Genomic DNA, 26086 nt, shown 5'->3' on the forward strand with positions numbered 1-26086 from the left:
ACCGCCGGACGGGGGATCCACGACCAAAGCCTCGGGTTAGAACCGAACGGAGGAGTCAGACGGACGCGGCGGCGCCAGCGGACCGCCTAGCGCGTGGGAGGACTCACATGGCCAGGGGGTGGGGCGGCGCGGAGGCGGGCGGCATACTGCCGGAAGGCCCTCATCCCCCGACCGCAAGGTGGCGATTCGCGCATGTCCCGGCTCCAGACCACGGAAAACCTGACCGAGGAGCAGCAGGAGCTGCTGAAGCTGGTGAGGCAGTTCGTCGACGAGCAGATCATCCCGGTCGCGACCGAGTTGGAGCACAAGGACGAATACCCGACGCAGATCGTCGAGGGTATGAAGGAGATGGGGATCTTCGGGCTGATGATCCCGGAGGAGTATGGCGGGCTCGGCGAGTCCCTGCTGACCTATGCGCTGTGCGTCGAGGAGATCGCGCGCGGCTGGATGTCGGTCTCGGGCATCATCAACACCCACTTCATCGTCGCCTACATGATCCTGCAGCACGGCACCCAGGAGCAGAAGGACCACTACCTGCCGAGGATGGCGACCGGTGAGATCCGCGGCGCCTTTTCGATGAGCGAACCGGCGCTCGGTTCCGATGTCAGCGCGATCACGACCAAGGCCGTGCGTCAGGGTGAGAGCGACGAATGGGTCATCACCGGCCAAAAGATGTGGCTGACCAATGGCGGGTCGGCCAATCTCGTCGCCGTGCTCGTCAAGACCGACCTCGGCGCCGACTCGGTCTATCGCAATATGACGACCTTCCTCATCGACAAGGAGTCCGGCTTCGGCGAGACGGCCCAGGGCGTCACGGTGCCCGGGAAGATCGAGAAGATGGGCTACAAGGGCGTCGACACGACCGAGTTGATCTTCGACGGGCACCGGACGAGCACCGCGAAAATCCTTGGGGGAGAGCCCGGTAAGGGCTTTTACCAGATGATGGACGGCGTCGAGGTGGGTCGGGTCAATGTCGCCGCCCGCGCGTGCGGCCTCTCCCGCCGCGCGTTCGAGCTGGGCATCGCCTATGCCCAGCAGCGCTCGACCTTCGGCAAGAAGATCGCCGAGCACCAGGGCATCCTGTTCCGCCTCGCCGATATGGCGACCAAGGTCGAGGCGAGCCACCAGATGATGGTCAAGGCGGCCCGCCTGAAGGACTCGGGTCAGCGCAACGACCTTGAGGCCGGGATGGCGAAATATCTCGCCGCCGAGAACTGCGCCGATGTCGTCGAGCAGTCCTTCCGCATCCACGGCGGCTATGGCTACTCCAAGGAGTACGAGATCGAGCGCCTCTACCGCGAGGCGCCGATGCTGCTCATCGGCGAAGGCACGGCCGAAATCCAGAAGATGATCATTGGCCGACGACTGCTAGAGGACTACAAGCTCAAGGGCTGACCGGGCCATCTGTTAGGGGCCCCGGGATGGTGCGGCGGCACCGGCCGCACAGGCATACGATGTGCGCTTGTGACTGAGGTCGCGAGCGCGCAGCCTGCCCCCGCCGTCCCTGCCGGCGAACCCGATTCGACACACCCACATGGTCCCGGCTGGACGCTCGTGCTCGCGGCGCTCGGCGTGGTTTTCGGGGATATCGGCACCAGCCCCCTCTATGCCATGCAAACCGTCTTCACGATCGACGACGGCCTGGTGAAACCGACATCGGACAACATTTATGGCGTCATCTCGGTGACCTTCTGGGCGATCCTGCTGATCGTCTCGCTCAAACAGCTGATGTTCATCCTGCGTGCGGACAATGACGGCGAAGGCGGCATCCTGTCGCTCGCCTACCTCACGCGGGGCGCCGTCAAGCCGGGCAGCCGCCGGTTCTCCCTCGTCATGTTGCTCGGCGTCTTCGGGGCCTCGCTCTTTTTCGGCGACTCCCTGATCACCCCGGCCATCTCGGTCCTCTCGGCGGTCGAAGGTCTGAAGGTGCCGGGACCCGGGCTAGCCGAATATGTCCTGCCCATCGGTCTGGCGATCATCGTCGGCCTGTTCGCCGTGCAGCGCTTCGGCACCCACCTGGTCGGTCGCTTCTTCGGCCCGGTCATGGTCGTGTGGTTTCTCACCTTGGCCGCCCTGGGCATCCCGCACATCATCGCCGACCCGCACGTCCTCGGCGCCCTCTCACCGCACCACGCGGTCGCCTTCGCCTTCCGCCACCCTTTCATCGCCTTTATCGCGATGGGCGCCGTCGTGCTCGCTGTCACCGGCGCGGAGGCGTTGTATGCGGATATGGGCCACTTCGGGCGGGTCCCGATCGTGCGCGCCTGGTTCTTCCTCGTCTTCCCGTGCCTGACCATCAACTACCTCGGGCAGGCTCAGCAGATCCTGCACCACCTCGAGACGGCTACCTCGCCGTTCTTCCATCTCGCCCCGGATTGGCTGAGCATCCCGCTCGTCATCCTGGCTACCCTGGCGACGATCATCGCCAGCCAGGCCGTCATCTCTGGCGCGTATTCCGTTGCGCGCCAGGCGGAACGGCTCGGCTACCTGCCCCGCCTGACGGTGCGGCATACCTCCGAGCACGAGAGCGGACAGATCTATATCCCTGTCGTGAACTGGTTGCTCTTCGCCGGGGTCATCGGGTTGATGGTCTTTTTCCAGGCCTCCGAAAAACTCGCCACGGCCTATGGCGTCGCCGTGACCATGGACCTGATGCTCACGACGACGCTCTTTTGCGTGTATGCCGGCGCGAAGCTGAAATGGGCACGCTGGCAGACCCTCGCGTTCGCGCTGGTCTTCGGGCTCATCGAGTTCAACTTCTTCGCCGGCAACGTCGCCAAGGTGCTACACGGCGGCTGGTTGCCCCTGCTCGTCGCCGGAACCCTGTGCACTGTCATGCTCACGTGGCGCCGCGGGCAGCAGCTGGTCACCGAGCGGCGCACGAAACTCGAGGGCCCCCTGCTGCCCTACCTCGACGTCCTGCACTCGGCCGAACTTGCGCATGTCCCCGGCACGGCGATCTTCTTGCACCCCAACGCTGAAACCACCCCGCTCGCCCTGCGCGAGAACGCCGACTTTAACCGGGTCATCCACTCCAGCGTCGTCATCGTCTCGACCAAGGTCAGCAATGTCCCGCATGTGGCGCCGGAGCGTCGGGTCACGATGGACGACCTCGGCGATCCCTACGACCACATCACGCATGTCACCTTGCATTTCGGCTTCCAGGACGACCAGGACGTGCCCGCAGGCCTGGCGCTCGCCGTTGAGCAGGGGCTCGACGCGAGCTTGGATGATGCGGTCTATTTCGTCTCGCGGATCACCGTGCACCGCTCCGATCGGCCGGGTATGGCGCAGTGGCGCAAGCGCCTCTTCGTTGGCCTCGCGCACAATGCGGCCACCCCGGTGGAGTACTTCCGCCTCCCGATCGGGCGCACCGTGGTGATGGGAGCACAGGTTCGCTTCTGAGCCGCATCCAGCAAACGTCCAGCGGGGATTGAGACACTGTCGGTATGACGACGCAACCGCTGGGTGCCCGCAGCCCCTTGGGCCAAGGTGCTTTCAAGCTGGACTACCCCATGTCGCTCGGGGTCTTCGAGACCTATCCCGAGGCGCAGAAGGCCGTGGACTACCTCTCCGACAACGGTTTTCCCGTCCAGAACGTCCTCATCGTCGGCACCGACCTCAAGCAGGTCGAGCGGGTCACGGGGCGATTGACGCGCAGCCGGGTGATGATGGGCGGCGCTCTGTCCGGAGCGTGGTTGGGTGCCTTCGTTGGCTTGATTTTCTCGCTCTTCGAGGAGGGCGAGACGCTGCTGCGGATCCTGTCGACCGTCGTCTTCGGTGCGATCTTCGGCCTGGTCTGGTCACTGGTGGGCTATGCCCTGACCAAGGGGCAGCGCGATTTCACCTCCGTCAGCCAAGTCGTCGCGACCCGCTATGAGGTGCTCACCGAGCACAAGTTCGTGCAGCAGGGCCGCGAGTTGCTGGCGAAGATGGACCCCATGAAGGCCGCTCAGGCGGCCGTCGCTGAGGCCCAGGCCCGGGCGTATGCCGAAGCTCACGCCGCGCAAACCGGCCCGGTGGGTGCCCCGGCCGCTCCGGTTCCGCCCGCCCCCCTCCCGCCGTCGCCGAGTCAGCCGTCGGAAACTCCGCATAGCGCTCCGCCGGCTGGCCCGTCGGCGTAGATTCACGCCATGCCGCAGCAGCCGACCCCGCAACTGTCCGAACTCGCCGAGGACTTCGCCACCGTCTTGTGCGTCGTCGCCCACCCCGACGACATCGAGTACGGCACCTGTGCCGCGGTGGCCAAATGGACGGCCGCTGGCAAGTCGGTCACCTACTGGCTCGCCACGCGCGGAGAGGCGGGCATCGACACGCTCGCACCGGCGCAGGCCGGTCCGCTGCGCGAGGCTGAGGAGATCGCCTCCGCGGCAGTCGTCGGCGTCGACACGGTGATCTTTGGGGACCACCGCGATGGTGTCGTGGAATATGGCCTGGACCTGCGCCGCGATATCGCGCGCGAGATCCGGCGCCGCCGGCCGAAGCTGGTGATCACCGGGTCATATGGCCATCGCTTCGTCGGCGGCATGATCAACCAGGCCGATCACCGGGCCGTGGGATTGGCCTGCCAGGATGCCGTGGCCGACGCCGGCAACCGGTGGATCTTCCCTGAACTCCTCGACGAGGGCTTGGACCCGCACCATGTTGGCCTCCTGGCTTTCGCCGGCGCCGCGGAGCCCACGCAGTTCGTAGACGTCACGGGCCACTTCGGTGCCGCGGTCGCCTCGCTGGAGGAGCATCGGGCCTACAACGATGCGCTGCCCGACAGCTTCCCCAAGCCGCCCGAGCTGCTCGGGTGGATCCTTGGCGGCGGTGGGCAACAGGCCGGAGTCGAGCACGCGCTGCTACTGGACGTCGTCGAACGGCGCTGAAGTTCAACGGCTTTCGATCCACACCAACTGCCAGGTGCGCAGCGGCGGCAGGGCGATTTCGGCATGGGAGCCGACGGAGACGACCCCTTCCAGCCGCTCAAGGCGACCGGCGGCGTCGGGGTCGGCACTCCATACCCGAACCGGCTCCGGCCCGACCCGACGCAGCCGTAGGGTCAGCGGGCCCGGATTGACCGGCGCCGGATGCGCGCTGTCCCACAGCGGATCGGTGACGGCCAAGAGATTGATCAGGTGCACGACCAGGCCGGCCGGAGTCTCGACCACGCGCCGCCAGATCGTCCCCTCGTCAGCCTGCCCACCGATGGGCGTTTGCGAGCCCCGCACCTCGACGTCGTCGTTGTAGGCGCCGGCATAGGCACCGGTCACGTCGGCCACATCGGCGCCGGTCAGCAGGTCGGCGTGCGCAAGCTGGAAGTCGGCATAGCGCGTGAGGACTTCGCGCAGCGCCGGCCCGGCGGGCTGGTTGCGCGGGTAGTACGGATCGACCAGGACGCGGCCGTCCTCCCCGGCGAGGAGCACGGTCGCGCCATGACTGTAGGCGGCAGCGAGCTCCAGCCGCACCCCCTCCGCAGCCTCGGCCTCGTCGGCTCCAGCCACCGCGCTGGGGTATGCCGCGAGCACTACCGGCCGGTCTGGCGCGAGGTCGCGGGCGCTCGTTGCGAGCCGGGCCAGATCGCCCAGCCGGTCGTGCGGCGACCAGACCTCGATATAGGTCGTGTCCACCGGCGCCTGCGTTGCCGTCGCACGCGTGGGAAAGTCGTTGACGTTATTGAAGATCAGCGTCGCGTCGGGAACCGCATCCCGAACGCCGTTCAGCATCGTGACGAAGGATTCCGCGACATCGATGCGCCTGCCGTCGGGTGTCGCGGCGAGCTTGGGCCAGCCGTACTGGTCGAGATGGAAGCCGTCGAAGCCGACGCTCTCTCGCGCCGCTCGCAGCATGGACCCCAGGTGAACCAGCCAATCGGGCGCCGCCGGGTCGATCACCTGGAGGAAGTCGCCGAGGCCGTATGCCGTGCCCTGCGCGTCTAGAAGCGCGCGGTGCTCCCAGGCGGGCCAGTCTTCGACGCCGATGCCATAGACCGCGGCGTAGCCGATGGCGTCGACCTGGATCTCGTGCAGGGCCTCGATCAGCGCGCGCACGGTGGCGAGGTCGACGGGATTGCCGAGCGGATCGGCATACGACTCCCCACCGCCCATGAGGTCGGCGTGGCGAAAGGCCCAGTCGTAGAACTGGATTGCCGTCAGGTGCTGCGCACGCGCCCAGTCGAGGACCCCGGACAGATCGCGCCCGCGCTCGTATGCCGCCACGAAGCCATAGCGGGTCGCGCTCGGGCCAGCGTCGCGAACCTCCACCGCCGTGCGCGCCAAGACCTGGCCGTCGGCTGCGCACAGCTCCACCGCATGGCCACCGAGACCGAGGCCATCTGCTCCGGCAGGGGAGAGTGTGACGACGCCCTCGCCCTCGACTCCCACCGATCCGGAGAGCCGCCCGAGACGGTGGCTGCGCAGCACCAGCCCGGCAGGGCGGGTCTCCTCGAGCCCTCGGACCTCGATCTCGACGGGGGAGTGGGCGGCATACCACGCGCGGCACGGAAGGAGGGTCACCACAGCCGAACGCTACTGCGCGGAGAGGGGCGGCATACGCACAGCGGCCCGCCTCAGGGGTGGAGGCGGGCCGCTGGAGGAGCGCTGGGCTGGATCAGCCCTTGACAGCACCCGAGGTCATGCCCCGGATGAAGAAGCGCTGCAAGGAGAGGAAGACCAGGATCGGGACGATGATCGTCACGAAACCGGCCGCCGGGATGAGCTCCCGGCCCTGGCCGGTCTGGCCCTGCAGACCCTGAAGGGCGACGGTGAGGATGGTGTTGTCACCGCGGCCGAGGAAGATCAGGGCGACCAGGAGGTCGTTCCACACCCACAGGAACTGGAAGATCGCGAAGGACGCGAGCGCCGGTGTGCTCATCGGGATGATGAGCTTCCAGAAGGTCGTGAAGTGGCTCGCGCCGTCGATCTTCGCCGACTCGATGACGGCCTTGGGCAGGCCCGCCATGTAGTTGCGCAAGATGTAGACGGCCAGCGGCATACCGAAGCCGATGTGCGCCAGCCAGACGGCCGCGAAGGTGTTGTTCATCCCAAGCGTGCCGTAGAGCTTGAGCAGTGGCACCAGGGCCACCTGGTTCGGGACAACCAGGAGCGCGACGATGATGATGAACATGATGTCCCGGCCGCGCCACTCCATGAAGGTGAAGGCATAGGCCGCGAAGGCGGCGATGAGGATCGGGATGACCGTCGCCGGCACCGTGACGATGAAGGAGTTGATGAAGGCCTTGCCCATATTGGTGCCCGAGGCGTTGTCGCCGAGCACCTGAGTGTAGTTGTTCAACGTCCAGACGGTGGAGTCGAACGGATTCTTGATGATGCTCCACCAGCCCGAACTGAATTGCGCGTCGCGGGTGCGGAAGGAGTTGATGAGCAGGCCGAGGACCGGCATCAGCCACAGGAAGCACAAGACGCTCAGGCCGATCTTGACGGCCCAGCTTGCCTTGCCGGCGTTCTCGCCTTCCTTGCTGATCTTGAGGATCTGCGGGTCTTCGGCAGGGGTGCCGGTGCCCGGCTGAATCGCGGTGGTCATCGGTTGGCCTCCTCAGCCCGGAAGTGGCGGACCTGGTAGACCAGGACCGGGATGATGGCGATCATCAGCAGCACGACGATGGCTGACGCGTAGCCGGCGTTGCCGTTTGTGAACAGCTCGTTGTAGAAGCGACGGCCGATGACATCGGTGTTGAAGCCGCCATTGGTTGTCACATAAACGATGTCGAAGATCTTCATGACACCGATGAGGACCGTGATGAAGACCGTCAGGACGGTGCCCCACACCTGCGGCAGGATGATGCTGAAGAAGATCCGCTTCTCGCCCGCGCCGTCGATGCGACCCGCCTCCACCGTGTCCTCGGGCACGGCCTTGATGGCCGCGGAGAGCAGCACCATGGAGTAGCCGACCTGGGTCCAGATGAAGATGATCATCAGCAGGATCGAGTTGAAGTGCAGCTTCTCGACGCCATACCAGAAGACCGGATCGCGGCCGAACCATTCGCGCATCGCGTTCAGCAGACCGGTCTGCGGGGTGCCCACCGGCTGATACTCGTAGATCGCCCGCCAGATGGTCGCCGCGCCGACCATGGAGATCGCCATCGGCAGGAAGATGATGGTCTTCGAGAGCTTTTCGCCGCGCGGCTTGAGCCGGTCGGCCAGCGTCGCGACCCCAAGACCGAGGATCACGCACATCGCCGGGACGATGATGATCCACAGCAGGTTGTTGAAGAGGACCTGTAGGAAGCCCGAGTCGGTCAGGATGTCTGTGTAGTTCTTGAACCCGACATATGCCGTCGAGGTCTCGTTGGCGAAGGAGTACTGGATCGTCACGACGGCCGGGTAGATCAGGTAGACGCCGATCGCGAGGATCGCCGGGCCGGCGAAGGCCCACGGCTTAAGCCGGTCCTCCCACTTGCCGCCGACCGATTCGACGAGCTTGTTGAGGATGTAAAAGATGATCATGGCGCCACCGATGCCGCCGATGATCGCGATGAGTGCGTTGAGAATCTTGAGTGCCACGCCCGTGCTCCTTTCCGTGCGTTGAGGGGGCTAACCACGAGGGCGCCGAGGCCGGGCCGAATCCGTGCCCGACCCCGGCGCCCTGCGAGATCAGCTGGCGGCCGGGAAGCTCTTGTCGATGTTCGCGAGCATGGTGGCCTCGTCCTCCTGGCCGTTGAGCCACTTGACCGGCTCGGTCCAGAAGGTGCCGGCGCCCACCTTGGCGGGCATCAGGTCGGAGCCGTCGAAGCGCGCGGCGGACGACTTGTAGAGAACGTCGGCGGCGATCGTCTGCAAGGTCTTGCTCGGGTAGAGCGTGACATCGAAGGTCTTGTGCGGGGAGAAGTAGCCCGCCTTGCCGACCTCGACGCCATTGTCCTTGCTGGCGATGAAGTTGCGCAGGGCGAGAGTGTTCTTGTCGTTGTTGAAGGCGGCCGCGAGGTCGCCACCGACGAGAACCGGGTTGTTTCCGGCCTCCTTGGGCGGGAACGCTGCGACGCCGACCTTGGTGTCGAGCTGCGCCAGGACGTCGTCCGGGAAGCCACCCTTGCCGGCGATGAAGGTCGCCTGCTTGAACAGGTAGCAGCCGGGCGGCGACTTGAAGAGGGCGTTGCCACCGGTCTGGAAGTTTGTCGCGGTGATGGCCTTGGTGCCGCCGAGGACATTGCCCTCCGTGAAGGCGATGGTGTGGAAGTAGTCGAAGGCTTCCTTGACCTTGGGGTCGGAGAACTTCATGGTCCCCTTGACCCACTGGTCGTAGCCCTCGGGGCCGGCGGTGCGCAGGACGAGGTCCTCGATCCAGTCGGTGATCGGCCAGCCGGTCGCCTGTCCGGATTCGGCCGCGATGCACCACGGGGTCTTGCCGGAGGCCTTGATCGCGTCGGTGACCTTCAGCAGCTCGTCCATCGTGGTCGGGAAGGTCTGGCCGGTCTCCTTCCAGGCGGCCTGGTCGTACCACAGCAGCGACTTGACGGAGACGGCGGACGGCAGGCCGTAGACCTTGCCATCGCAGGTGCCGGACTCGACGAAGCCGGGGACCAGGGTCTCCTTCGTCGTGGTGACGGTCGCATCGTCATACGCGAGCACCTTGCCCTGCTTGGCGAGGTCGCACATAACGCCGGGCTGCGGGAACAGGCCCACGTCCGGGGGCGTGCCGCCAGCGACGCGGGTCTTGATCTCGGTGTCCCAGGAACCGGCCTTGGTGTACTTGACCTTGAAGCCGTTCTTGCTCGCGAAGGCATCGAGGTCCTTCTTGAACGCGACTTCCTGCTCGTTGCCGAAGCCGTACATCACCTCGACCTCGGCCTTGCCCGGTCCCTCAGCGGCTGTGGTCGCGGTCCCGCCCGAGGTGCCGCCGCCGCCGCCGAGACAGCCGGCGGTCATTGCCACCGCGCTGAAGGCCACACCGGCCGTGATGAAGCGTCTTGCGCCCATGTATTTCGTCTCCTTGACTTCTGTGCGTGGACGCGCAGCCGTCAGAGGGAGCAACTGTGCGATCCGCGGTTCCGCCCGGTCCGGGCGGGTGACGGCTCAACATTGCTCCTCATGGGGACGGTCGTCAAGGGGCCACGGCACATCCTTTCGGGATTGCTGCCGTGCCGTGTCCAAACCGTTATGGAAACGCTTACATTCTGGTCATTGAGGACGTGTATTCCGGGCCGCCGGGCAGGTCAGCGGGACTGCACCTCGGCGATCCAGGCCTCGACATCGGCGGCGGCACGCGGCATGCCCGCGGAGAGGTTTTCGTGGCCGTCGGCGGTCACGAGGACGTCATCCTCGATGCGCACCCCGATGCCGCGGAAGCGCTCCGGCGCGAGCTCGTCATCGGCCTTGAAGTACAGGCCGGGCTCGACCGTGAGGACCATCCCCGGCACAAGTTCGGCGTCCATATATTCCTCCCGCGTAGCCAGCGCGCAGTCGTGCACGTCCAGGCCGAGATGATGGCTCGTGCCGTGGACCATCCAGCGCCGGTGGTATTGCCCATGCTCGGTGTCGAGGGTGGCGTCCACGTCGATGCCGTCGGGCAGCAGGCCCCAGCCGTGGAGGTGCTCGGCGATGACGCGGATGGCGGCAGCGTGGATATCGCTGAACTTGTTGCCGGGCTTGACCGCGGCCAGGCCGGCCTCCTGGGCGGCATACACAGCCTCGTAGATCTCGCGTTGCGCGTCGGTGAAGGTGCCGGCGACCGGCAGCGTCCGGGTGATATCGGCGGTGTAGAGCTCCTCGACCTCGACGCCGGCATCGAGCAGGATGAGGTCGTCGGCGGCAATATCGCCAGTGTTCTTGATCCAGTGCAGCGTGTTGGCGTGATCGCCGGCGGCGCAGATGGAGTCATAACCGACGCCATTGCCCAGGTGCCGAGCATGGAGGCCGAAGGTGCCTTCGACCCAGCGCTCGCCGCGGCCGCGCTCCTTCAGTGAGGGCAGGTCGGCGATGACGGCCTCAAAGCCGGCCTTGGTCGCGGCGACCGCCTGGCGCATCCGCTCGACCTCGAAGTCGTCCTTGGTGATCCGGGCGAGCGAGATCGCGTGGGCCAGCTCGTCGTCGGCTTCCTCGGTTGCGGTGTGCTCGCGGCCTTCGGATGCCCGGCGCGCGTCGAGTTGCGTGACGAGTTCGCGGTCGGCGTCGCGGACCACCCGCACCGTGACGGTCCCGGCATCCTTGGTTGCGGCGTCGAGGAAGTCGTCGATGTGCGCGGCGCCGATGCCGAGTTCGGCTTCGATATCGGCGAGCGTCGGACGGGGGCCGACCCAGAACTCGCCATAGCGGGCGTCGCCGAAGAATTCGTCGCTATCTCGGCCAGCGAGTGGGCGGAAGTAGAGGATCGCGTCGTGGCCGCTGTCGGTGGGTTCGAGGACGAGCACGGCGTCGGGTTCGCGGTCCGCGCCGAGCCCGGTGAGGTAGGCGAAGGCGGTATGCGGCCGGAAGACATAGTCCGTGTCGTTACTGCGGACTTTTAATCCGCCGGCGGGGACGACCAGCCGGTCGCCGGGGAAGCGAGTGGAGAGGGCGTCCCGGCGGCGGGCGGCATACTCCGCGGCGGGGGAGCGCTCCGGCAAGGTCGCAGAGCGCGGGGCCCAGCCGGTCTGGACGAAGGCCCGGAACTCCTCGGTGGTGGCCCGGGCCCGATTGTCGGCCTGCTTTTGCTCTTCGCTCATCCTCGTATGCTGTCACGCCCGCGCCGGCCGGCCCCTAACGACTGGGCTACCGCCTGGTACTGGCCGCGATCATGGCCAATACCAGGCGGTAGCCCAGTCGTTAAGGCGAGCGTGGTGGGTGGGCAGGCCTGGACAGGGGAGCGGCCAGGGCAGGCTTCGGGCTACGCCGGCGAGCCGCTCCAGTTCTTGTCAGGCTGGGGGACGGGGCGGCCCGGCTGCTCGCCGCCGCGGGCGTCGAGGTAGTTCTGCTTGGGGACCATGACCTTGCGGCGGAAGATGCACACGACCTTGCCGTCCTGGTTGTAGCCGATGGTTTCGACGTAGACGACGCCGCGGTCGTCCTTGGATGTGGACTCCCACTTATCGAGCACGGTCGTCTCGCCATACAGCGTGTCGCCGTGGAAGGTCGGCGCGACATGGCGCAGCGACTCGATCTCGAGATTGGCGATCGCCTTGCCGCTGATGTCGGGGACCGACATGCCCAGCAGGATCGAGTAGACGTAATTGCCGACGACGACATTCTTGCCGAATTGCGTTGTCTCCCCGGCGTAATGGACATCCAGGTGCAGCGGGTGATGGTTCATCGTCAGCAGGCAGAAGAGGTGGTCGTCATACTCGGTGACGGTCTTGCCGGGCCAGTGCTTGTAGGTCGCGCCGACCTCGAACTCCTCATAGCTGCGCCCGAACTGCATACCGAACTCCTTCGCCTCTGGGTGGTCGGCTCCATCCTCGCCGGGCCGTCGCGGGGATGCGAGGGCCACGTCAGGTGGGGTCGCTCACACGGCTTTCGTTCGGTCTCAGGGCAGGGAAGCGGTGAGCGGCAGGGTGATCATGGAGCGCGACGTGTCGAGGGTCATCGTCTTGCCGGCCGGCGGGCGGATCGTGAACTCGTGGTCGCTTTGCAGCAGCGTGATGGCGATCCGGTGGCCCGCGGCGAAGACGTGGTCTGTTGCTTCGAGGTCAACCCGGAGGTTCACGAACTGACCCGGAATCAGAGCATCGCTGTGCCACAACGAGTTTCGGTTCTGCGGGTCGGTCCAGCCTTGCGTCACGAGGGTGGCGCGACCGCGCGCATCGAGGTCGAGTATGCCGATGCTCACGTTCGCGTTGACCTGACCGAAGGCGGCCCGCAGGTCGGCGCGCGCGAAGCCGGACAGCCGGGTGTTGGCGGTCAAGGGTGCCGTAGCGAAGGCGAGGCCGTTGGCCCGCTTCGGGTTGGTGGTGAACGGGACGAGGCTGTTGCGCGGATCGTCGCTGAAGGTCAACAGGCGGCCGGCAGAGCCAGCGTGAAGGGTCAACTGCGAGAGGGGAATCGACGTCGACTTCGCGCTTGGGATCGGCCAATCGGCATACCGAATGGGCTCGCCCGCAGGATTCTCGATGATGGCGCGCGGCTCGCGCTCCACGCCATCTGCTGCGCCAATGACATAGCGCGTGAACCACCGGTTCTGCTCATACAGCGGCGGCTGCCCACCATGCGCGCCCTGATGCCAGAAGATCTTCGCGGGCGTGCCCTGCGCGCGCAGCGCGCGGTACCACAGGCCGGCCTGGCTGGGTTTGACATTCCAGTCGCTCAGGCCGTGGGAGACATAGACGGCCGCCTTGACCTTGGCGACATCCGCCAGGTAGCTGCGCTGCGCCCAGAAGCTCGACATATCCCCGGTGACCCGATCCTGGCGGGCTGCCAGCCCGGCGATCACCCGATCGCAGATACTCGGATTAGCCCGGGTGAGAACGAATTTCGCGAGGACATCGGTGTCCTCACCTTGGTAGCCGTCCGGGGCGACGACGGCCCCGCCGGCGCGGTAGTAGCCATACCAGTCCGAGATGGCGGACATCGGAATGATCGCCTTCAACCCGTCGACACCGGTGGTCGCCACGGCATTGGGCAGCGTGCCGTCATAGGACACCCCGAGCATGCCAACCCGACCATTGGTGAAGTCGGCGCGCACCGCCCGGCCGCTGCGGTCGTATGCCGTCGCCCGCCCATTCAGCCAGTCGATGACCGCCTTGGGCCCGAGTGTCTCGTTGATGCCGCCAGTCGTCGGACAGCCGGTCGACCCGCCGGTGCCGAGGGATTCCATCTCGACCCAGGCGAAGCCGCGCGTGATCCAGTTCCTGGCCCACCAGGGGTCCAGGAGAGTGGGCGAGCCAGCGCGCGGGGCGGAGCGATCGGCATACGTCCGGCGCGAGGTGGGGTCAAACAGGTCGTGGTCGACATTGTGGTTCGGGACGTCTTTGACGCCGGTGAAATACGGACTGGCCTCCATGATCACCGGCAGCCGGTCGGTCGCCGCCGTGGCGCGGGCATACCGGATGTGCACCCGGTCTTGGCGGCCATCACGGTCGGAGTCGACGGGCACCTCGACCCAGGCCTCGCGGACCGTCCAGTCGGCGGCCTTGGCAGAGAAGACCGGCTGCGCCGAGCCACCCACGACAACGGGACCGGTCGGGCCGGCAGCCCCGGACGCTGGCGCTGTGACGCTCGCCGCAGCGGCAGCGGCCACGAGCGCAAGGGTGCGAAGACGAGTGGACATGGTGGCCCTCCCGGTACGGTCAGGCCACCTTAGCGAGCAGTTCAGTCCTTGATCTCGGCGAGGACCTGGCCGTTGGTGACAGTGGCGCCGACTTCGGCGGACAGACCCGTGACGGTGCCGGCCTTGTGGGCGTTGATCGGCTGCTCCATCTTCATCGCCTCGAGGACGAGGATCAGTTCGCCGGCTTCGACGCTCTGGCCCTCCTCGACGGCGACCTTGACGATCGTGCCCTGCATGGGCGCGGTGAGGGAGTCACCGGAGGCCGCGGTGCCGGCCTTGCCGCCGCTCGCGCGCCGGGGCGCCTTCTTCTTGGCCGCGCCACCGCCACCGCCGAGCGAGAGTCCGCCGGGCAGGGAGACTTCCACGCGCTTGCCGGCGACTTCGACGACGATCTGCTGCCGCTCCTCGGCCTCTGGCGCGTCACCGGAGGGACCGGCATACGCCTCGATGTCGTTGACGAAATCCGTCTCGATCCAGCGGGTGTGAACCGTGAACTTCTCGTCCGGGTTGGCGGGAGCGAAGTCGGTGTCCCGCACGATCTTGCGGTGGAAAGGCGTGACCGTCGCCATGCCCTCGATGACGAGTTCGTCGAGTGCCCGGCGAGCCCGCTCCATCGCCTGCTGGCGCGTGGCGCCGGTGACGATGAGCTTGGCAATCATCGAGTCGAAGGCGCCGGCGATCGTGTCGCCTTCGACCATTCCGGCGTCCCAACGAACGCCAGGGCCTTGGGGCACAACGAGTTTGGTGACGGTGCCGGGTGCGGGCAGGAAGCCGCGACCAGCGTCCTCACCATTGATGCGGAACTCGATCGAGTGCGCGTGCGGCTCGGGATCGGTGAAGCTCAAAACCTCGCCGTCCGCGATGCGGAACTGTTCGCGGACCAGGTCGATGCCCGTGACTTCCTCGGAGACGGGGTGCTCGACCTGAAGCCGGGTGTTGACTTCCAAGAAGGAGATATCGCCCGCTGGGCCGACGAGGAACTCACACGTGCCGGCGCCGACATAGCCGGCCTGCTTGAGGATTTCCTTGCTCGCACGGAGCAACTCGGTGTGCTGCTCTTCGGTGAGGAAGGGCGCCGGCGCCTCCTCGACGAGCTTTTGGTTGCGGCGCTGCAGCGAGCAGTCGCGCGTCGAGACGATGACGACATTGCCGTGCTGGTCGGCGAGGCACTGGGTCTCGACATGGCGCGGGTGGTCGAGGAAGCGCTCGACGAAGCACTCGCCGCGGCCGAAGGCCGTGACGGCTTCGCGGACCGCACTGTCATACAGCTCGGGGATCTCATCGATTGTGCGGGCGACCTTGAGGCCGCGGCCGCCACCGCCGTAGGCCGCCTTGATGGCGACGGGCAGGCCGTGCTCCTCCGCGAATGCGACGACCTCGTCGGGGCCGCTGACGGGGTCCTTGGTGCCCGGCACCAGGGGCGCATTGGCCTTCAGCGCGATATGCCTCGCCTTGACCTTGTCGCCGAGCGAGTCGATCGCCTCGGGTCCGGGACCGATCCACACCAAGCCAGCGTCGAGGACCTTCTGGGCAAACGGGCCGTTCTCGGCAAGGAAGCCATAACCGGGGTGAATCGCGTCCGCGCCGGAGTCCTTGGCGATCTGAATCAGCTTGTCCTGCAACAGATACGAATCCGCGGGGGTCGAGCCGCCGAGGGCGTATGCCTCGTCCGCGACCTTGACGTGCAGCGCATCCCGGTCCGGTTCGGCATAGACGGCCACGGATCCCAGCCCGTGGTCCTTGCACGCGCGGGCGATCCGGACGGCAATCTCGCCCCGGTTGGCGATAAGGACCTTGGTAATCGGCATACTTCCGAGCCTAGCGAACGGCTCGAACGGCTCGACCACGCCAGCGCGGGTTGAGGCGTGAACTCGGTCATAGCTGGGCCCCAGCGATCTCGTGCGAGCCGACTTAGGCTGGTGGCCATGACTTATGCATCGATCGATCTGCGTTCGCCTGCCGGCCCGGTTCCTATCCCGCAGTTGGGCTTCGGGGTGTGGCAGGTGCCGGAAGACGGGGTTCGCGACGCGGTCGCCGAGGCGCTGCGGGTGGGCTACCGGCACATCGACACCGCGCGCATCTATGACAACGAGAGCGGGACGGGCGAGGCGATCGCGTCGAGCGGCATACCCCGGGAGGACATCTTCGTCACCACCAAGGTGTGGAATGACGACCAGGGGCGTGAGCGGACGCTGGCGGCTTTCGATGCGTCGATGGCGCGGCTGGGGCTGGACTATCTCGACCTCTTCCTCATCCACTGGGCCGCGCCGGGCCGTCGGCAGTATGCCGAGACGTGGGAGACGCTGCTGGAGTTGCGCGGCACCGGGCGCGTGCGAGCGGTCGGGGTGTCGAACTTCCATGCCTCGCACCTGCAGGATGCCTATGACCGGACGGGGGAGTGGCCGGCGATCAACCAGATCGAGTTGCACCCCTATCTGCAGCAGCGCGAGTTGCGCGCCTTCCATGCTGAGCGTGGGATCGTCACCGAGGCCTGGAGTCCGCTCGCGTCCGGCAAGGATGTCCTCGAGGACCTGGTCATCGCGACCATCGCGGACAAGCACCAGGTCACGCCGGCGCAGGCGATCCTCGGCTGGCATCTCGCGCTCGGCAATGTCGTCATTCCCAAGTCGGTTACGCCCTCTCGCATCGCGGAGAATTTCGGCTCCGTCGATGTGGTGCTGGACGGCGACGACCTGGCGGCCATTGAGAGCCTGGACCGGGGTATGCGGACCGGCCCGGACCCCGATCAGTTCTGGAGCGGCGACGATGACTGACCAGGTGCCGCCCCCGCCGCCTCGGCCTTCGCGTCGTGGGGCGGATCGGCGAAAGTATCCGCCCTATGTCGCGGCGACGATCGCGGCGTCGTCCTTTGTTGCTTTTGTCGTCGTTGCCTGGCTGATCTACCTCGCGCTGACCTGAGCCGGCTGGAGTGTCAGGGCTGGCGTCAGGAGATCAGGACGCGCGCGACGAAGTGGCGTAGTTGGGCGAGGTTGCGGCACTCGTGCATGTCGACTACCTCGGCATAACGGTGGGCGACCGAATCGCCGGACGACCACTGGCGCGCGGGCTCGGGGTTGAGGAAGAAGACTGAGCGGGCGCGCTCGTTGATCGCGTGGAGGGCGTCTAGTCCTGGGTCGGTGTTGTTGGTGCGGGCGTCGCCGAGAATCATCACGATGCTCCGGTGGCCGACGGCATCGAGGTGGTTATCGACAAAGTATTCCAGCGCGGCGCCATAGTCGGAATTGTTGTGCCACTTGGTCATTCGGCTGGTGTCATCAAACGTGCCGCTGATCTCGGCGCCGGGAGGTGCATCGGCGATCACGTCCGTCAGCTCGTCGACGACATTGACGAAGCCGAAGATCCGCACCCGCCGGAACTGCCCGGCCAAGGCTTGCATGAGCAGAATGGTGAATCGCGAGAAGCCGGCGACCGAGCTCGACATATCGCACAGCAGGACCAGGTCGACCCGGGACGGTGGGCGTTTGCGGTATGCCGGTCGCATGGGCACCCCGCCGGTCGCCATGGCGCGGCGCAGGGTGCGTCGGATGTCGATCGGCGCACCGCGACCGGAGCGGCGCTTCGCGGCCAGGCGGGTCGCGAGTTTGCGTGCCAGCGGCGTGATGGCGCGGCGCAATTCGGCGAGCTCGTCGGGTCCGGCGAGGATGAAGCTGGTCTGATCTATGGGGGCTCGCACGGCATAGCGCGAAATCCGTTCGGCACCACGGACTTCGGCATTGCGCCGCCGGGTCTCGCGCTCGACGCGTCGCCGGAATTCGGCCACCTCGTCCCGCAGTTCGTCCCGCGTGAACCGGCTGGACAGGCCGCTTCCGGGTCTACCGCCCGCGCCCTGCCCGCCGCCTCCGCTGCCCCCAGAACCATCGCCCGAGCCGCCGGGTGCGTCGAGGCCGGCGTCCTGGAGTCGTTGCAAAGCGGCGGCGATGGCCGTTTGCGGAGCAAGCAGGTCAAGCGCTTGGGCGGCAGAGAAAGTGCCGAGGGTCGAGTCGTTGGGCAGGCGCCCCAGGGTGGCCACGACCCGCGCCGCGAGGCGGTCCAGGTCGCGCGCATCCCGGGTTGCGATCACCGCCGCGAGCTCGTCGCGCAGGCGGGTGGCCAGGGCTCGCCGGCCAGCCGGGTCGGTCGGCGGTGGCAGCGGATCATCTTCTGGCACAGAGGATCTCGAACCGAGGGCGGCAGGGAAGTAGACATCGAAAAGGTCGTCGAAGACCCGCTGCTCGGTGCTGCGGCGCAACAGCGTCGCGGCGAGGGCGGCGCGCAGACGCTCCCGGTCGTCATACCCCAGGGCCGTGGCGGCGGCGGCCGCGTCGATGAGGTCGGAGGTGCCGGTGCGTATGCCGTGCCCCCGCAGCGCGGCGCCGAACGCAACCAACCGGCGGGGGATGGCGGCTGCGGTCGCGTTGGCTGTGGTCTCGTGGGCGGGGATCGTCACGGTGGGTGGCTGTCGGGGGAGGGGATTACAGGTCGAGGGCGTGCCGGGCGCGCTCGATGTCGTCCTGGTGCTTCAACAAAACACCGAGGTTGTCGCGCACCTGCTCGGCGGCCAGGTCGTCGGCGCCAAGCGCCACCAGCGTGCGGGCCCAGTCGATGGTCTCGGCCACCGAGGGCGACTTGCGCAGCTTCAGCTTGCGCAGCCGATCCACAAGCCGGACAACGGATTCCGCGAGTGACTCGGTGATCTCGGGCACGTGCTGGAGGACAATGCGCTGCTCCAACTCGGGGATCGGGTAGTCGATGTGGAGGAACAGGCAGCGGCGACGCAGCGCCTCGGAAAGCTCGCGCGTGGCATTGGACGTGACCACGACGAAGGGCGGCCGAGTGGCGCGGATCGTGCCGAGCTCGGGGACGGTGACCTGGAAGTCGCCGAGCACCTCGAGCAGGAGGCCCTCGATCTCCTGGTCTGCCTTGTCCAGTTCGTCGACAAGGAGCACCGCTTCGCCTTCGGCCCGGATCGCCTTGAGCAGCGGCCGGGGAAGGAGGAACTCATCGGTGAAAATGTCGCTGCGCAGCTCATCCCAGGCGTGGCCCTGCTCCGCGGTGATTCGGAGCAGTTGCTTGGCGTGATTCCACTCGTAGAGCGCGCGCGCCTCGTCCACGCCCTCATAGCACTGCAGGCGAATGAGCTCCCCGCCAACAGCGGCGGTGACGGCCTTGGCGAGTTCGGTCTTGCCGACGCCGGCGGGTCCCTCGATCAGCAGCGGCTTGCCGAGGCGGTCCGCGAGGAAGACCGTCGTCGCGATGGCATCGGAGGCAAGATAGCCGACGGCGGCGAGGCGCGTCGCAACCTCATCGACCGTCGAAAAGCGTTGCGTCACACGTGCTCCCGGCTTGTGGCCCAGTTCCGCGGGCCACGAGAGCCAGCGGCATAGGTCTCCATCGGCACCTTGTCCGCGGCCCATGCCTTCAGCACCGGCTCGACGATCCGCCAGCACTCCTCGGCGGAATCGCCACGCACGGTCAGCAGCTGCGAGCCGTCGAGGATCTGTCCAAGCACCTCGCCATAGGCCTGCATACGCGGCGGGGCGAGCACTGCTTCGAGAGTCTTCTGCTCCAGGTCGAGCGGATCGCCTTCGGCGTTCATCGTCAGCGTCAAGGAGACGGTTCCGGGCTTGAGTCCGATGACCAGGGTGTCCGAGCCGGACGGGCCGGCGAAGCCGTGCGGCAGGTGCGCGACATCCTTGAAGGTGACGACGATCATCTTCCGAACTTCGCCGAGCGCCTTGCCGCTGCGCATCGTGAAAGGCACTCCGGCCCAACGGTTATTCGCGACCTCGACGGTGATCTCGGCCAGGGTCTCCGTCAAGCGGCTAGCGTCGACACCCGGCTCTTTGATGTAGTCGGGGATGCGTCGCCCATCGGAGGTGCCCTTGGTGTAGCGGGCTCGCCGGGAGGCGGTCACCGGGTCGCCATTCCACAGGCGCATGGCGCGCATGACTTGCGCTTTCTGGTCCTGCAGTTCCCGCGCATCCAGGGTCGCGATCGACTCCATGGCGAAGAGCGCGAGCACCTGGATCAGGTGGCTTTGGATCATGTCGCGCAGCGCGCCGGCCGTGTCGTAATAACCCGCCCGGCCCTCCAAGGCGAGCGCCTCGTCATACAGCACCTCCACCTTCTCGATGTGCTCATTGCTCCACATCGGCTGGAAGAGCCGGTTGGCGAAGCGCAGGCCGATCAGGTTCAGGACGGTGTTGACGCCGAGGAAGTGGTCGATCCGGTAGATCGAGTCCTCGGGGACCACGCGGGCGAGCAAGTCATTGAACTTGCGGGCGCTCGCGAAGTCGGTGCCGAAGGGCTTCTCGAGGGCGAGCCGGGTCTCATGAGGCAGGTGGATCTTCTGGAGCAGCTCGCAGCACTTCATCGTCACCGACGGCGGGAGCGCGAAGAAGATGACGAGCGGGCCGTCGCCGCAGGAGGAAATCAGGTCCTGTAGCGAGTTTGGGTCGAGGATGTCTGCCTTGATGTATGCCGTGTCCCGGCTCCCCGTGCGCGTCACCGTGGCGGGCGCCTTGACGGTGGCGAAGGATTCCTTGATGCGCGCCCTCCAGTCGGCGGCGGTCATGTCCACGCGGTCGGAGCCGACAATGCGCAAGGTGCGGTCTCGCTCGGCCATCAGCAGGGTCGCGATGCCCGGCAACAACAGCCGGTGGGTCAGGTCACCGCCCGCACCGAGGATGAGCAGGGTCGTGGTCGGTGGGGTCGACGCAGCCATGGGCAGATCGTCCCACGTTCCGCTGCGCTGTGGCCCCAAGGGCAGGGGTATGCCCGACCGCTCGGGTGAGCGGTCGGGCATACCTGCTGCTCGGGTCAGTGGCCCCACTGGTTGGGGATGAAGCTCATGTCGGCCTTGGGGGCGATGAGGCGGTCCCAGGGGATGTCGAACTCGACAGTGCCGAGGGCGCTGGCGTATGCCGCTCCCTGCTGGATGGCGACGTGCAGCCCAGTGCGCTTGGGGTAGATCGCGATATCGGTGCGGAGGATGTCCCCGTGGGGTTGGTTCGGCACGGCGGACTCAGCGGCGCGCGCGAGCTCGCGCTCGAAGTTCCAGTAGGGGCCACCGCTCGTACCGCCCACGCAGAGCGTGGGACCCAGCTCCGATACTTCGCGAGGACCCCGTCCGGCAGTTCGCAAGACGACCCAGGCGCCTACTGTGAGCAGCGTGACGACAGAGCGGGACTATGACGTGGTGGTGCTCGGGGCGGGATCGGGGCGCTCGGTGCTTTCGGAAGAACTGGCGCACCTGCGCACGGCAATCATCGACTGCGGGCCGTATGGCGGCACCTGTCTCAATCGCGGGTGCATCCCGACCAAGATGTTCCTCCACGTGGCCGAGGTCGCCGGCAGCCTGCCTGAGTTGTCCCGGCTCGGTGTGGACGCACGTGTGGACCAGGTGCGGTGGCGCGAGATCCGCGATCGCATCTTCGACCGCATCGACACGTTCGCGGCCTCCGGTCCAGAGGGTGCCCGCTCCGCTGGCATTGATGCGTATATCGGTGCCGCCCGCTTCGTCGGTCCGCGAAGGCTGGTGGTGGCCGAGCCGGGTGGCGACGTCGAGGTGACGGCCGCGCAGGTCGTGCTCGCGCAGGGTGCGAGTCCCGTTGTGCCCCAGGTGATTCACGACAGTGGCGTGCCATTCCACACCTCTGACACCGTCATGCGGATCGAGGAGTTGCCGAAGCAGATGCTCGTCCTTGGGGGCGGAGTGATCGGCACCGAGATGGCGCAATTGTTCTGGGGTTTGGGTGTCGAGATCACGATGGTGACCAAGGGCCCGCACCTCGTGAAAGGTGTTGGCGAGGACATCGGCCGGCGCTTCACCGAGTTGATGGGAGAGCGGTGGGCGCTGCACCTGAACGCCGAGGTGACCTCCGTGGCGGAGCGCGGCGACGGCATACATGTGGGGTTGGCGGATGGGACAACTTTGGTGACCGACCAATTGCTCGTGGCGGTTGGGCGGCGTCCGAACACCGGCGACATCGGCCTCGATCTAGCCGGCGTCGAGGTGGACTCGGACAGTGGTCGTGTTCTCGTCGACGAGTTCGGGCGCACGAGCGCCGAGGGCGTATGGGCGCTCGGCGATGTCTCCAGCGTGCACCAGCTCAAGCACCTGGCCAATGATCAGGCCCGGACCGTGCGCCACAACGTGCTGCACCCGGACGCGCCGAAGCCGCTGCGCGCCAAGGCAATTCCGTCCGCGGTGTTCTCCGATCCGCAGCTGGCGATCGTGGGTGAGACCCTGCCGCAGGTGCTCGCGGCGGGCTGTGATGCGGTGGCTTTCACGCAGAAGCTGGGGGACACGGCATACGGCTGGGCGCTGGAAGACACCACCTCCGTCTGCACCGTCGTCGCCGAGCGGGGCACCGGCGTCGTGCTCGGGGCCCAACTCATGGCACCGCAGGCGTCCTCGCTCATCCAGCCGCTGATCGACGCGACCGCGCGCGGGCTGAGCGCGCGCGATGTCGCGACAACCCAGATGTGGATCCACCCCGCCGCCATGGAGCTGATCGAGAACGCCCTCCTCGGCGTCGCCGAGGCCGCCGGGACCTGAGGGGCCAGGCGGTTTGCGAGACGGGCCAGGTTCTCGCCGTGGGGCCTGGCTATATCGCGGCCCGCGGGCGTGAACCCGGCCCGGGTCAGCGCGCGAGGTCGGCGCGGCAGCGGGCCTCGAAGGTCGTTAGCTCAGCGAGGGCCTCGTCGAGGTCGCGGCGGCGGGCTTCGAGGTCAGCGCGGCGCTCGTCGATCTGGGTCAGCACATACTCGAGTTGGCTGCGGCGGCCGCGGGGGGCGTCATACAGATCGATGATCGTCCGGATCTCCTCGAGGGGGAAGCCGAGGCGCTTGCCGCGCAGGATCAGGGCGAGGCGGGTGCGATCGCGGCGGTGATAGACGCGGACGGTGCCGCGCCGCTCGGGGGAGATCAGGCCCAACTCTTCGTAATGGCGCACCGCGCGATGGGTGATCGCGAACTCTTCGGCGATCTGCGCGATGGTCCACGTCTGCTCGCGCTCGAGCACCGTCCGGCTTGCCATGGGCCAGAATCCTGCTTTACGTTAACGTAAACGTCAAGCACTAACGAAGTCAGCAATGGGGAGTGTCGCCGCGCATGTTCGAACTGAGCCAAGATCACGAGGACTTTCGGGCGATGGTGCGCGACTTTGCCGAACGCGAGGTTGCGCCGCACGTCGCCGAGTGGGACCGCGCGCACCACTTCCCGACCGACCTCGTGCCGAAGATGGGCGATCTCGGACTCTTTGGCGTCGTGGTGCCGGAGGAGTTCGGCGGTAGCGTCGACCCGGAGGGCGGGCCGTTCACGGCACTCTGCGTCGCCATCGAAGAACTCGGCCGCATCGACCAGTCGATCGGCATCACGCTCTCGGCCGGTGTGGGTCTGGGAATCAACCCGATCCTGACGTATGGCAGCCCAGCCCAGAAGGAGCGCTGGCTGCCGGATCTCGTGTCCGGCCGGGCGCTGGCAGCCTTCGGGTTGACCGAGCCGGACGCCGGCTCCGACGCCGGAGCAACGCGGACGAAGGCGAGTCTCGACGGCGATAGCTGGGTGGTCAACGGGGCGAAGGCCTTCATCACGAACTCCGGCACCGAGATCACATCGGTCGTCACCGTGACCGCGCGCACCGGCGAGAGCGCGGATGGGCGGCCGGAGATCTCGGCCATCATGATTCCTTCCGGCACAACGGGATTCGAGGTTGCCCCGGCATACGACAAGCTCGGGTGGAATATCTCCGACACGCACGGACTGACCTTTTCCGATGTGCGCGTGCCGCAGGAGAACCTCCTCGGGGACCGTGGGCAGGGGTTCAAGCAGTTCCTTAAGACCCTCGACGATGGGCGCATCGCCATCAGCGCGCTCGCCCTCGGACTGCTGGTGCGGATGCGGGAGGAGGCCACGGCATACGCCCAGGCACGCACGGCCTTCGGGCGACCGATCGGGGTCAACCAGGGCGTGTCGTTCAAGGTCGCCGACCTGGCCGTCATGGAGGAGACGGCGCGGCTGCTGACCTACAAGGCCGCGTGGCTGAAGGACCAGCAGGAGTTGGGCAAGCGCAGCGTCGGCGAGGTCAAGCAGGCGGCGGCGATCGCCAAGCTCTACACCTCCGAGGCGGCCGTGACGGCGACCCGGCTGGCGACGCAAATCTTCGGCGGCAATGGCTTCATGGAGGAGTACCCCGTCGCCCGCTTCTACCGGGACGCGAAGATCCTGGAGATCGGGGAAGGAACCTCCGAGGTTCAGCGCATGGTCATCGCCCGCAACCTAGGGTTGTCCTCGTGAGCGATGTCGCCGACCTGCGGGGCCGCCTGAGCGCGTCATATGCCGCCTCCGAGCGTCCGAGTGAGGCCGCGGCGGCGAAACTGGCGAAGCAGAACAAGCTGTATGTCCGTGACCGCATCGCGTTGCTGCTGGATGCGGGCAGCTTCGTCGAAGACGGGCGCTATGCCAATGCACGGGCCGGAGACCTGCCGGCCGATGGCGTCGTCACCGGGCGCGGGCGCGTCGACGGGCGACCGGTCATCGTCATCGCCAACGATCCGACCGTCAAGGCCGGGTCGTGGGGTGCGCGGACTGTCGAGAAGATCGTGCGCGCGACCGAAATGGCTCTGCGCGAAGAGCTTCCGGTTTTCTGGTTTGTCGACAGCGCGGGTGCGCGCATCACCGACCAGGTCGAGATGTTCCCCGGTCGACGAGGCGCCGGCCGGATCTTCCACAACCAGGTCGCGCTCTCGGGCAAGGTGCCCCAGATCTGCTGCCTCTTCGGGCCCAGCGCGGCGGGCGGGGCATACATCCCCAGCTTTTGCGATCTGATCATCATGGTCGAGGGCAATGCCTCGATGTATCTCGGGTCGCCGCGGATGGCCGAGATGGTCGTGGGGGAGAAGGTCACGCTGGAGGAGATGGGCGGCGCGCGGATGCACTGCACCATCTCCGGAGTCGGGGACCTGCTGGCCCATGACGACACCGAAGCGATCGAATTGGCGAAGCTCTACTTCTCCTATCTGCCGCTCAACTGGCAGGCGCCGCCGCCGACCTATCAGCCGGAGGCGCCGGCGAATCCCCTGACACCGCAATCGATTCCGGAGAAGGAGTCGCAGCCCTTCGATGTCCATGAGGTGATCGACGGGCTCGTGGACGATGACTCCTTCTTCGAGATCAAGCCGCTCTTTGCCGCCGAATTGGTTGTCGGTTTCGGGCGGATGAATGGTGAGTCGGTCGGCATCCTGGCGAACAATTCCGCGGTCAAGGGGGGCGTGCTGTTCACCGACAGCGCGGACAAAGCGGCGCGCTTCATCTGGCTATGCGATGCCTACTCGATCCCGCTCGTCTACCTCGCCGATGTCCCGGGATTCATGATCGGCTCCGAGGTGGAGCGCGGCGGCATCATCCGGCATGGGGCGAAGATGGTGTCCGCCGTGGCGTCGGCAACCGTGCCGCAGATCTGTGTCGTCGTGCGCAAGGCGTATGGCGCGGGGCTCTATGCGATGGGCGGGCCCGGCTTTGCGCCGGATGCCACGATTGCCTTGCCGACCGCGCGGATCGCCGTGATGGGTCCGGAGGCCGCCGTGAATGCGGTGTACGCCAACAAGATTGCCGAGATCACCGACCCCGACGAGCGGGCGGCCTTCGTCGCCGAGCGGCGCACGGCATACGAAGAAGATGTCGACATCGAACGGCTGGCCGCTGACCTGGTGCTGGATCAGGTCATCGAGCCCGGTCTGCTGCGCGACGAGCTGATTGCCCGACTGTCGTTTGCGGCGGGCCGAGACCGGCACTTCGCGACGAAACGCCGCGACATTCCCCCCACCTGATCGAGACGCCGCCCGATGTTTGGGAGAGAAACCCTCCCTTTGTGCCAGAAGCTTTCCGGCACAAAGGAAGGGTTTC

The 26086-nt window shown here is 66.8% G+C and carries 22 protein-coding genes; 9 read left to right on the top strand and 13 right to left on the bottom strand.

Annotated elements, in window-relative coordinates; genetic code table 11:
- Positions 1 to 192: 192 nt before the first annotated feature.
- The 4 genes from ABD225_RS06360 to ABD225_RS06375 all read left to right on the top strand — a co-directional run bounded on the left by ABD225_RS06360 (position 193) and on the right by ABD225_RS06375 (position 4871).
- A complete protein-coding gene (locus ABD225_RS06360; RefSeq protein WP_344082625.1) occupies positions 193 to 1395 on the top strand; it encodes an acyl-CoA dehydrogenase family protein in 1203 nt (400 codons plus the stop codon).
- A gap of 69 nt (positions 1396 to 1464) precedes the next feature.
- Positions 1465 to 3405: a potassium transporter Kup gene (locus ABD225_RS06365; protein WP_344082627.1), complete on the top strand. Its 1941-nt coding sequence runs from the start codon at positions 1465 to 1467 to the stop codon at positions 3403 to 3405.
- A gap of 44 nt (positions 3406 to 3449) precedes the next feature.
- Positions 3450 to 4124: a YflT domain-containing protein gene (locus tag ABD225_RS06370; protein WP_344082629.1), complete on the top strand. Its 675-nt coding sequence runs from the start codon at positions 3450 to 3452 to the stop codon at positions 4122 to 4124.
- Positions 4125 to 4133: 9 nt separating this feature from the next.
- Positions 4134 to 4871 (top strand): PIG-L deacetylase family protein, encoded by a 738-nt coding sequence (locus tag ABD225_RS06375; protein ID WP_344082631.1) that lies wholly within the window; start codon positions 4134 to 4136, stop codon positions 4869 to 4871.
- A 3-nt stretch (positions 4872 to 4874) separates the two neighbouring features.
- On the opposite strand, the gene ABD225_RS06380 is transcribed toward ABD225_RS06375, so the two are convergent.
- From ABD225_RS06380 to ABD225_RS06415, 8 genes are all read right to left on the bottom strand, one after another.
- Positions 4875 to 6500, bottom strand: coding sequence for a glycoside hydrolase family 66 protein (locus ABD225_RS06380; RefSeq protein WP_344082633.1), 1626 nt, complete (start codon positions 6498 to 6500; stop codon positions 4875 to 4877).
- Positions 6501 to 6591: 91 nt separating this feature from the next.
- On the bottom strand, positions 6592 to 7524 hold the full coding sequence (locus tag ABD225_RS06385) for a carbohydrate ABC transporter permease (protein ID WP_344082635.1): 933 nt from the start codon (positions 7522 to 7524) through the stop codon (positions 6592 to 6594).
- Positions 7521 to 8504 carry a carbohydrate ABC transporter permease gene (locus tag ABD225_RS06390; protein ID WP_344082637.1) on the bottom strand — a complete coding sequence of 328 codons (984 nt, stop codon included), beginning with the start codon at positions 8502 to 8504 and terminating at the stop codon, positions 7521 to 7523. The genes ABD225_RS06385 and ABD225_RS06390 overlap by 4 nt, the downstream gene beginning before the upstream one ends.
- A 90-nt stretch (positions 8505 to 8594) precedes the next feature.
- Entirely contained in the window at positions 8595 to 9917 is a 1323-nt protein-coding gene (locus ABD225_RS06395) for an ABC transporter substrate-binding protein (protein WP_344082639.1), read from the bottom strand.
- 236 nt (positions 9918 to 10153) lie between these two features.
- The gene (locus ABD225_RS06400; RefSeq protein ID WP_344082641.1) at positions 10154 to 11641 is read right to left on the bottom strand and encodes an aminopeptidase P family protein; all 1488 of its coding nucleotides are present in this window, start codon (positions 11639 to 11641) and stop codon (positions 10154 to 10156) included.
- Positions 11642 to 11802: 161 nt separating this feature from the next.
- Complete coding sequence (locus tag ABD225_RS06405) at positions 11803 to 12333, bottom strand: MaoC family dehydratase (protein ID WP_344082643.1); 531 nt, start codon at positions 12331 to 12333, stop codon at positions 11803 to 11805.
- Positions 12334 to 12438: 105 nt separating this feature from the next.
- Positions 12439 to 14178: a Xaa-Pro dipeptidyl-peptidase gene (locus ABD225_RS06410; protein WP_344082645.1), complete on the bottom strand. Its 1740-nt coding sequence runs from the start codon at positions 14176 to 14178 to the stop codon at positions 12439 to 12441.
- A gap of 41 nt (positions 14179 to 14219) precedes the next feature.
- Positions 14220 to 15986, bottom strand: coding sequence for an acetyl/propionyl/methylcrotonyl-CoA carboxylase subunit alpha (locus ABD225_RS06415; RefSeq protein WP_344082647.1), 1767 nt, complete (start codon positions 15984 to 15986; stop codon positions 14220 to 14222).
- Between the two features lie 117 nt (positions 15987 to 16103).
- On the opposite strand from ABD225_RS06415, the gene ABD225_RS06420 reads away from it, so the two are divergent.
- Together ABD225_RS06420 and ABD225_RS06425 are read left to right on the top strand one after the other, a co-directional pair.
- On the top strand, positions 16104 to 16952 hold the full coding sequence (locus ABD225_RS06420) for an aldo/keto reductase (RefSeq protein ID WP_344082649.1): 849 nt from the start codon (positions 16104 to 16106) through the stop codon (positions 16950 to 16952).
- Entirely contained in the window at positions 16945 to 17097 is a 153-nt protein-coding gene (locus ABD225_RS06425; RefSeq protein ID WP_344082651.1) for a hypothetical protein, read from the top strand. Before ABD225_RS06420 ends, ABD225_RS06425 begins: the two co-directional genes overlap by 8 nt.
- Positions 17098 to 17122: 25 nt before the next feature.
- Here the strand turns inward: ABD225_RS06425 and ABD225_RS06430 are convergent, their stop codons facing one another.
- The 4 genes from ABD225_RS06430 to ABD225_RS06445 all read right to left on the bottom strand — a co-directional run bounded on the left by ABD225_RS06430 (position 17123) and on the right by ABD225_RS06445 (position 21264).
- Positions 17123 to 18625, bottom strand: coding sequence for a VWA domain-containing protein (locus ABD225_RS06430; protein ID WP_344082653.1), 1503 nt, complete (start codon positions 18623 to 18625; stop codon positions 17123 to 17125).
- Positions 18626 to 18650: 25 nt separating this feature from the next.
- Entirely contained in the window at positions 18651 to 19508 is an 858-nt protein-coding gene (locus tag ABD225_RS06435; protein WP_344082655.1) for an AAA family ATPase, read from the bottom strand.
- Complete coding sequence (locus ABD225_RS06440; protein ID WP_425564353.1) at positions 19505 to 20902, bottom strand: glucose-6-phosphate dehydrogenase; 1398 nt, start codon at positions 20900 to 20902, stop codon at positions 19505 to 19507. Before ABD225_RS06440 ends, ABD225_RS06435 begins: the two co-directional genes overlap by 4 nt.
- Before the next feature lie 95 nt (positions 20903 to 20997).
- On the bottom strand, positions 20998 to 21264 hold the full coding sequence (locus tag ABD225_RS06445; RefSeq protein WP_344082659.1) for a hypothetical protein: 267 nt from the start codon (positions 21262 to 21264) through the stop codon (positions 20998 to 21000).
- 85 nt (positions 21265 to 21349) lie between these two features.
- Between ABD225_RS06445 and ABD225_RS06450 the strand changes: the two genes are divergently transcribed.
- Positions 21350 to 22738 carry a mycothione reductase gene (locus tag ABD225_RS06450; RefSeq protein WP_344082661.1) on the top strand — a complete coding sequence of 463 codons (1389 nt, stop codon included), beginning with the start codon at positions 21350 to 21352 and terminating at the stop codon, positions 22736 to 22738.
- 85 nt (positions 22739 to 22823) lie between these two features.
- On the opposite strand, the gene ABD225_RS06455 is transcribed toward ABD225_RS06450, so the two are convergent.
- Entirely contained in the window at positions 22824 to 23219 is a 396-nt protein-coding gene (locus ABD225_RS06455) for a MerR family transcriptional regulator (RefSeq protein ID WP_344082663.1), read from the bottom strand.
- Between the two features lie 74 nt (positions 23220 to 23293).
- On the opposite strand from ABD225_RS06455, the gene ABD225_RS06460 reads away from it, so the two are divergent.
- Positions 23294 to 24478, top strand: a complete 1185-nt coding sequence (locus ABD225_RS06460; protein ID WP_344082665.1) for an acyl-CoA dehydrogenase family protein — start codon at positions 23294 to 23296, stop codon at positions 24476 to 24478.
- Positions 24475 to 26010, top strand: coding sequence for an acyl-CoA carboxylase subunit beta (locus ABD225_RS06465; RefSeq protein ID WP_344082667.1), 1536 nt, complete (start codon positions 24475 to 24477; stop codon positions 26008 to 26010). Before ABD225_RS06460 ends, ABD225_RS06465 begins: the two co-directional genes overlap by 4 nt.
- The last annotated feature ends 76 nt before the right edge of the window (positions 26011 to 26086 follow it).

Origin of the sequence: Nostocoides veronense (assembly GCF_039531185.1) — a bacterium.
Taxonomy (GTDB): domain Bacteria; phylum Actinomycetota; class Actinomycetes; order Actinomycetales; family Dermatophilaceae; genus Nostocoides_A; species Nostocoides_A veronense.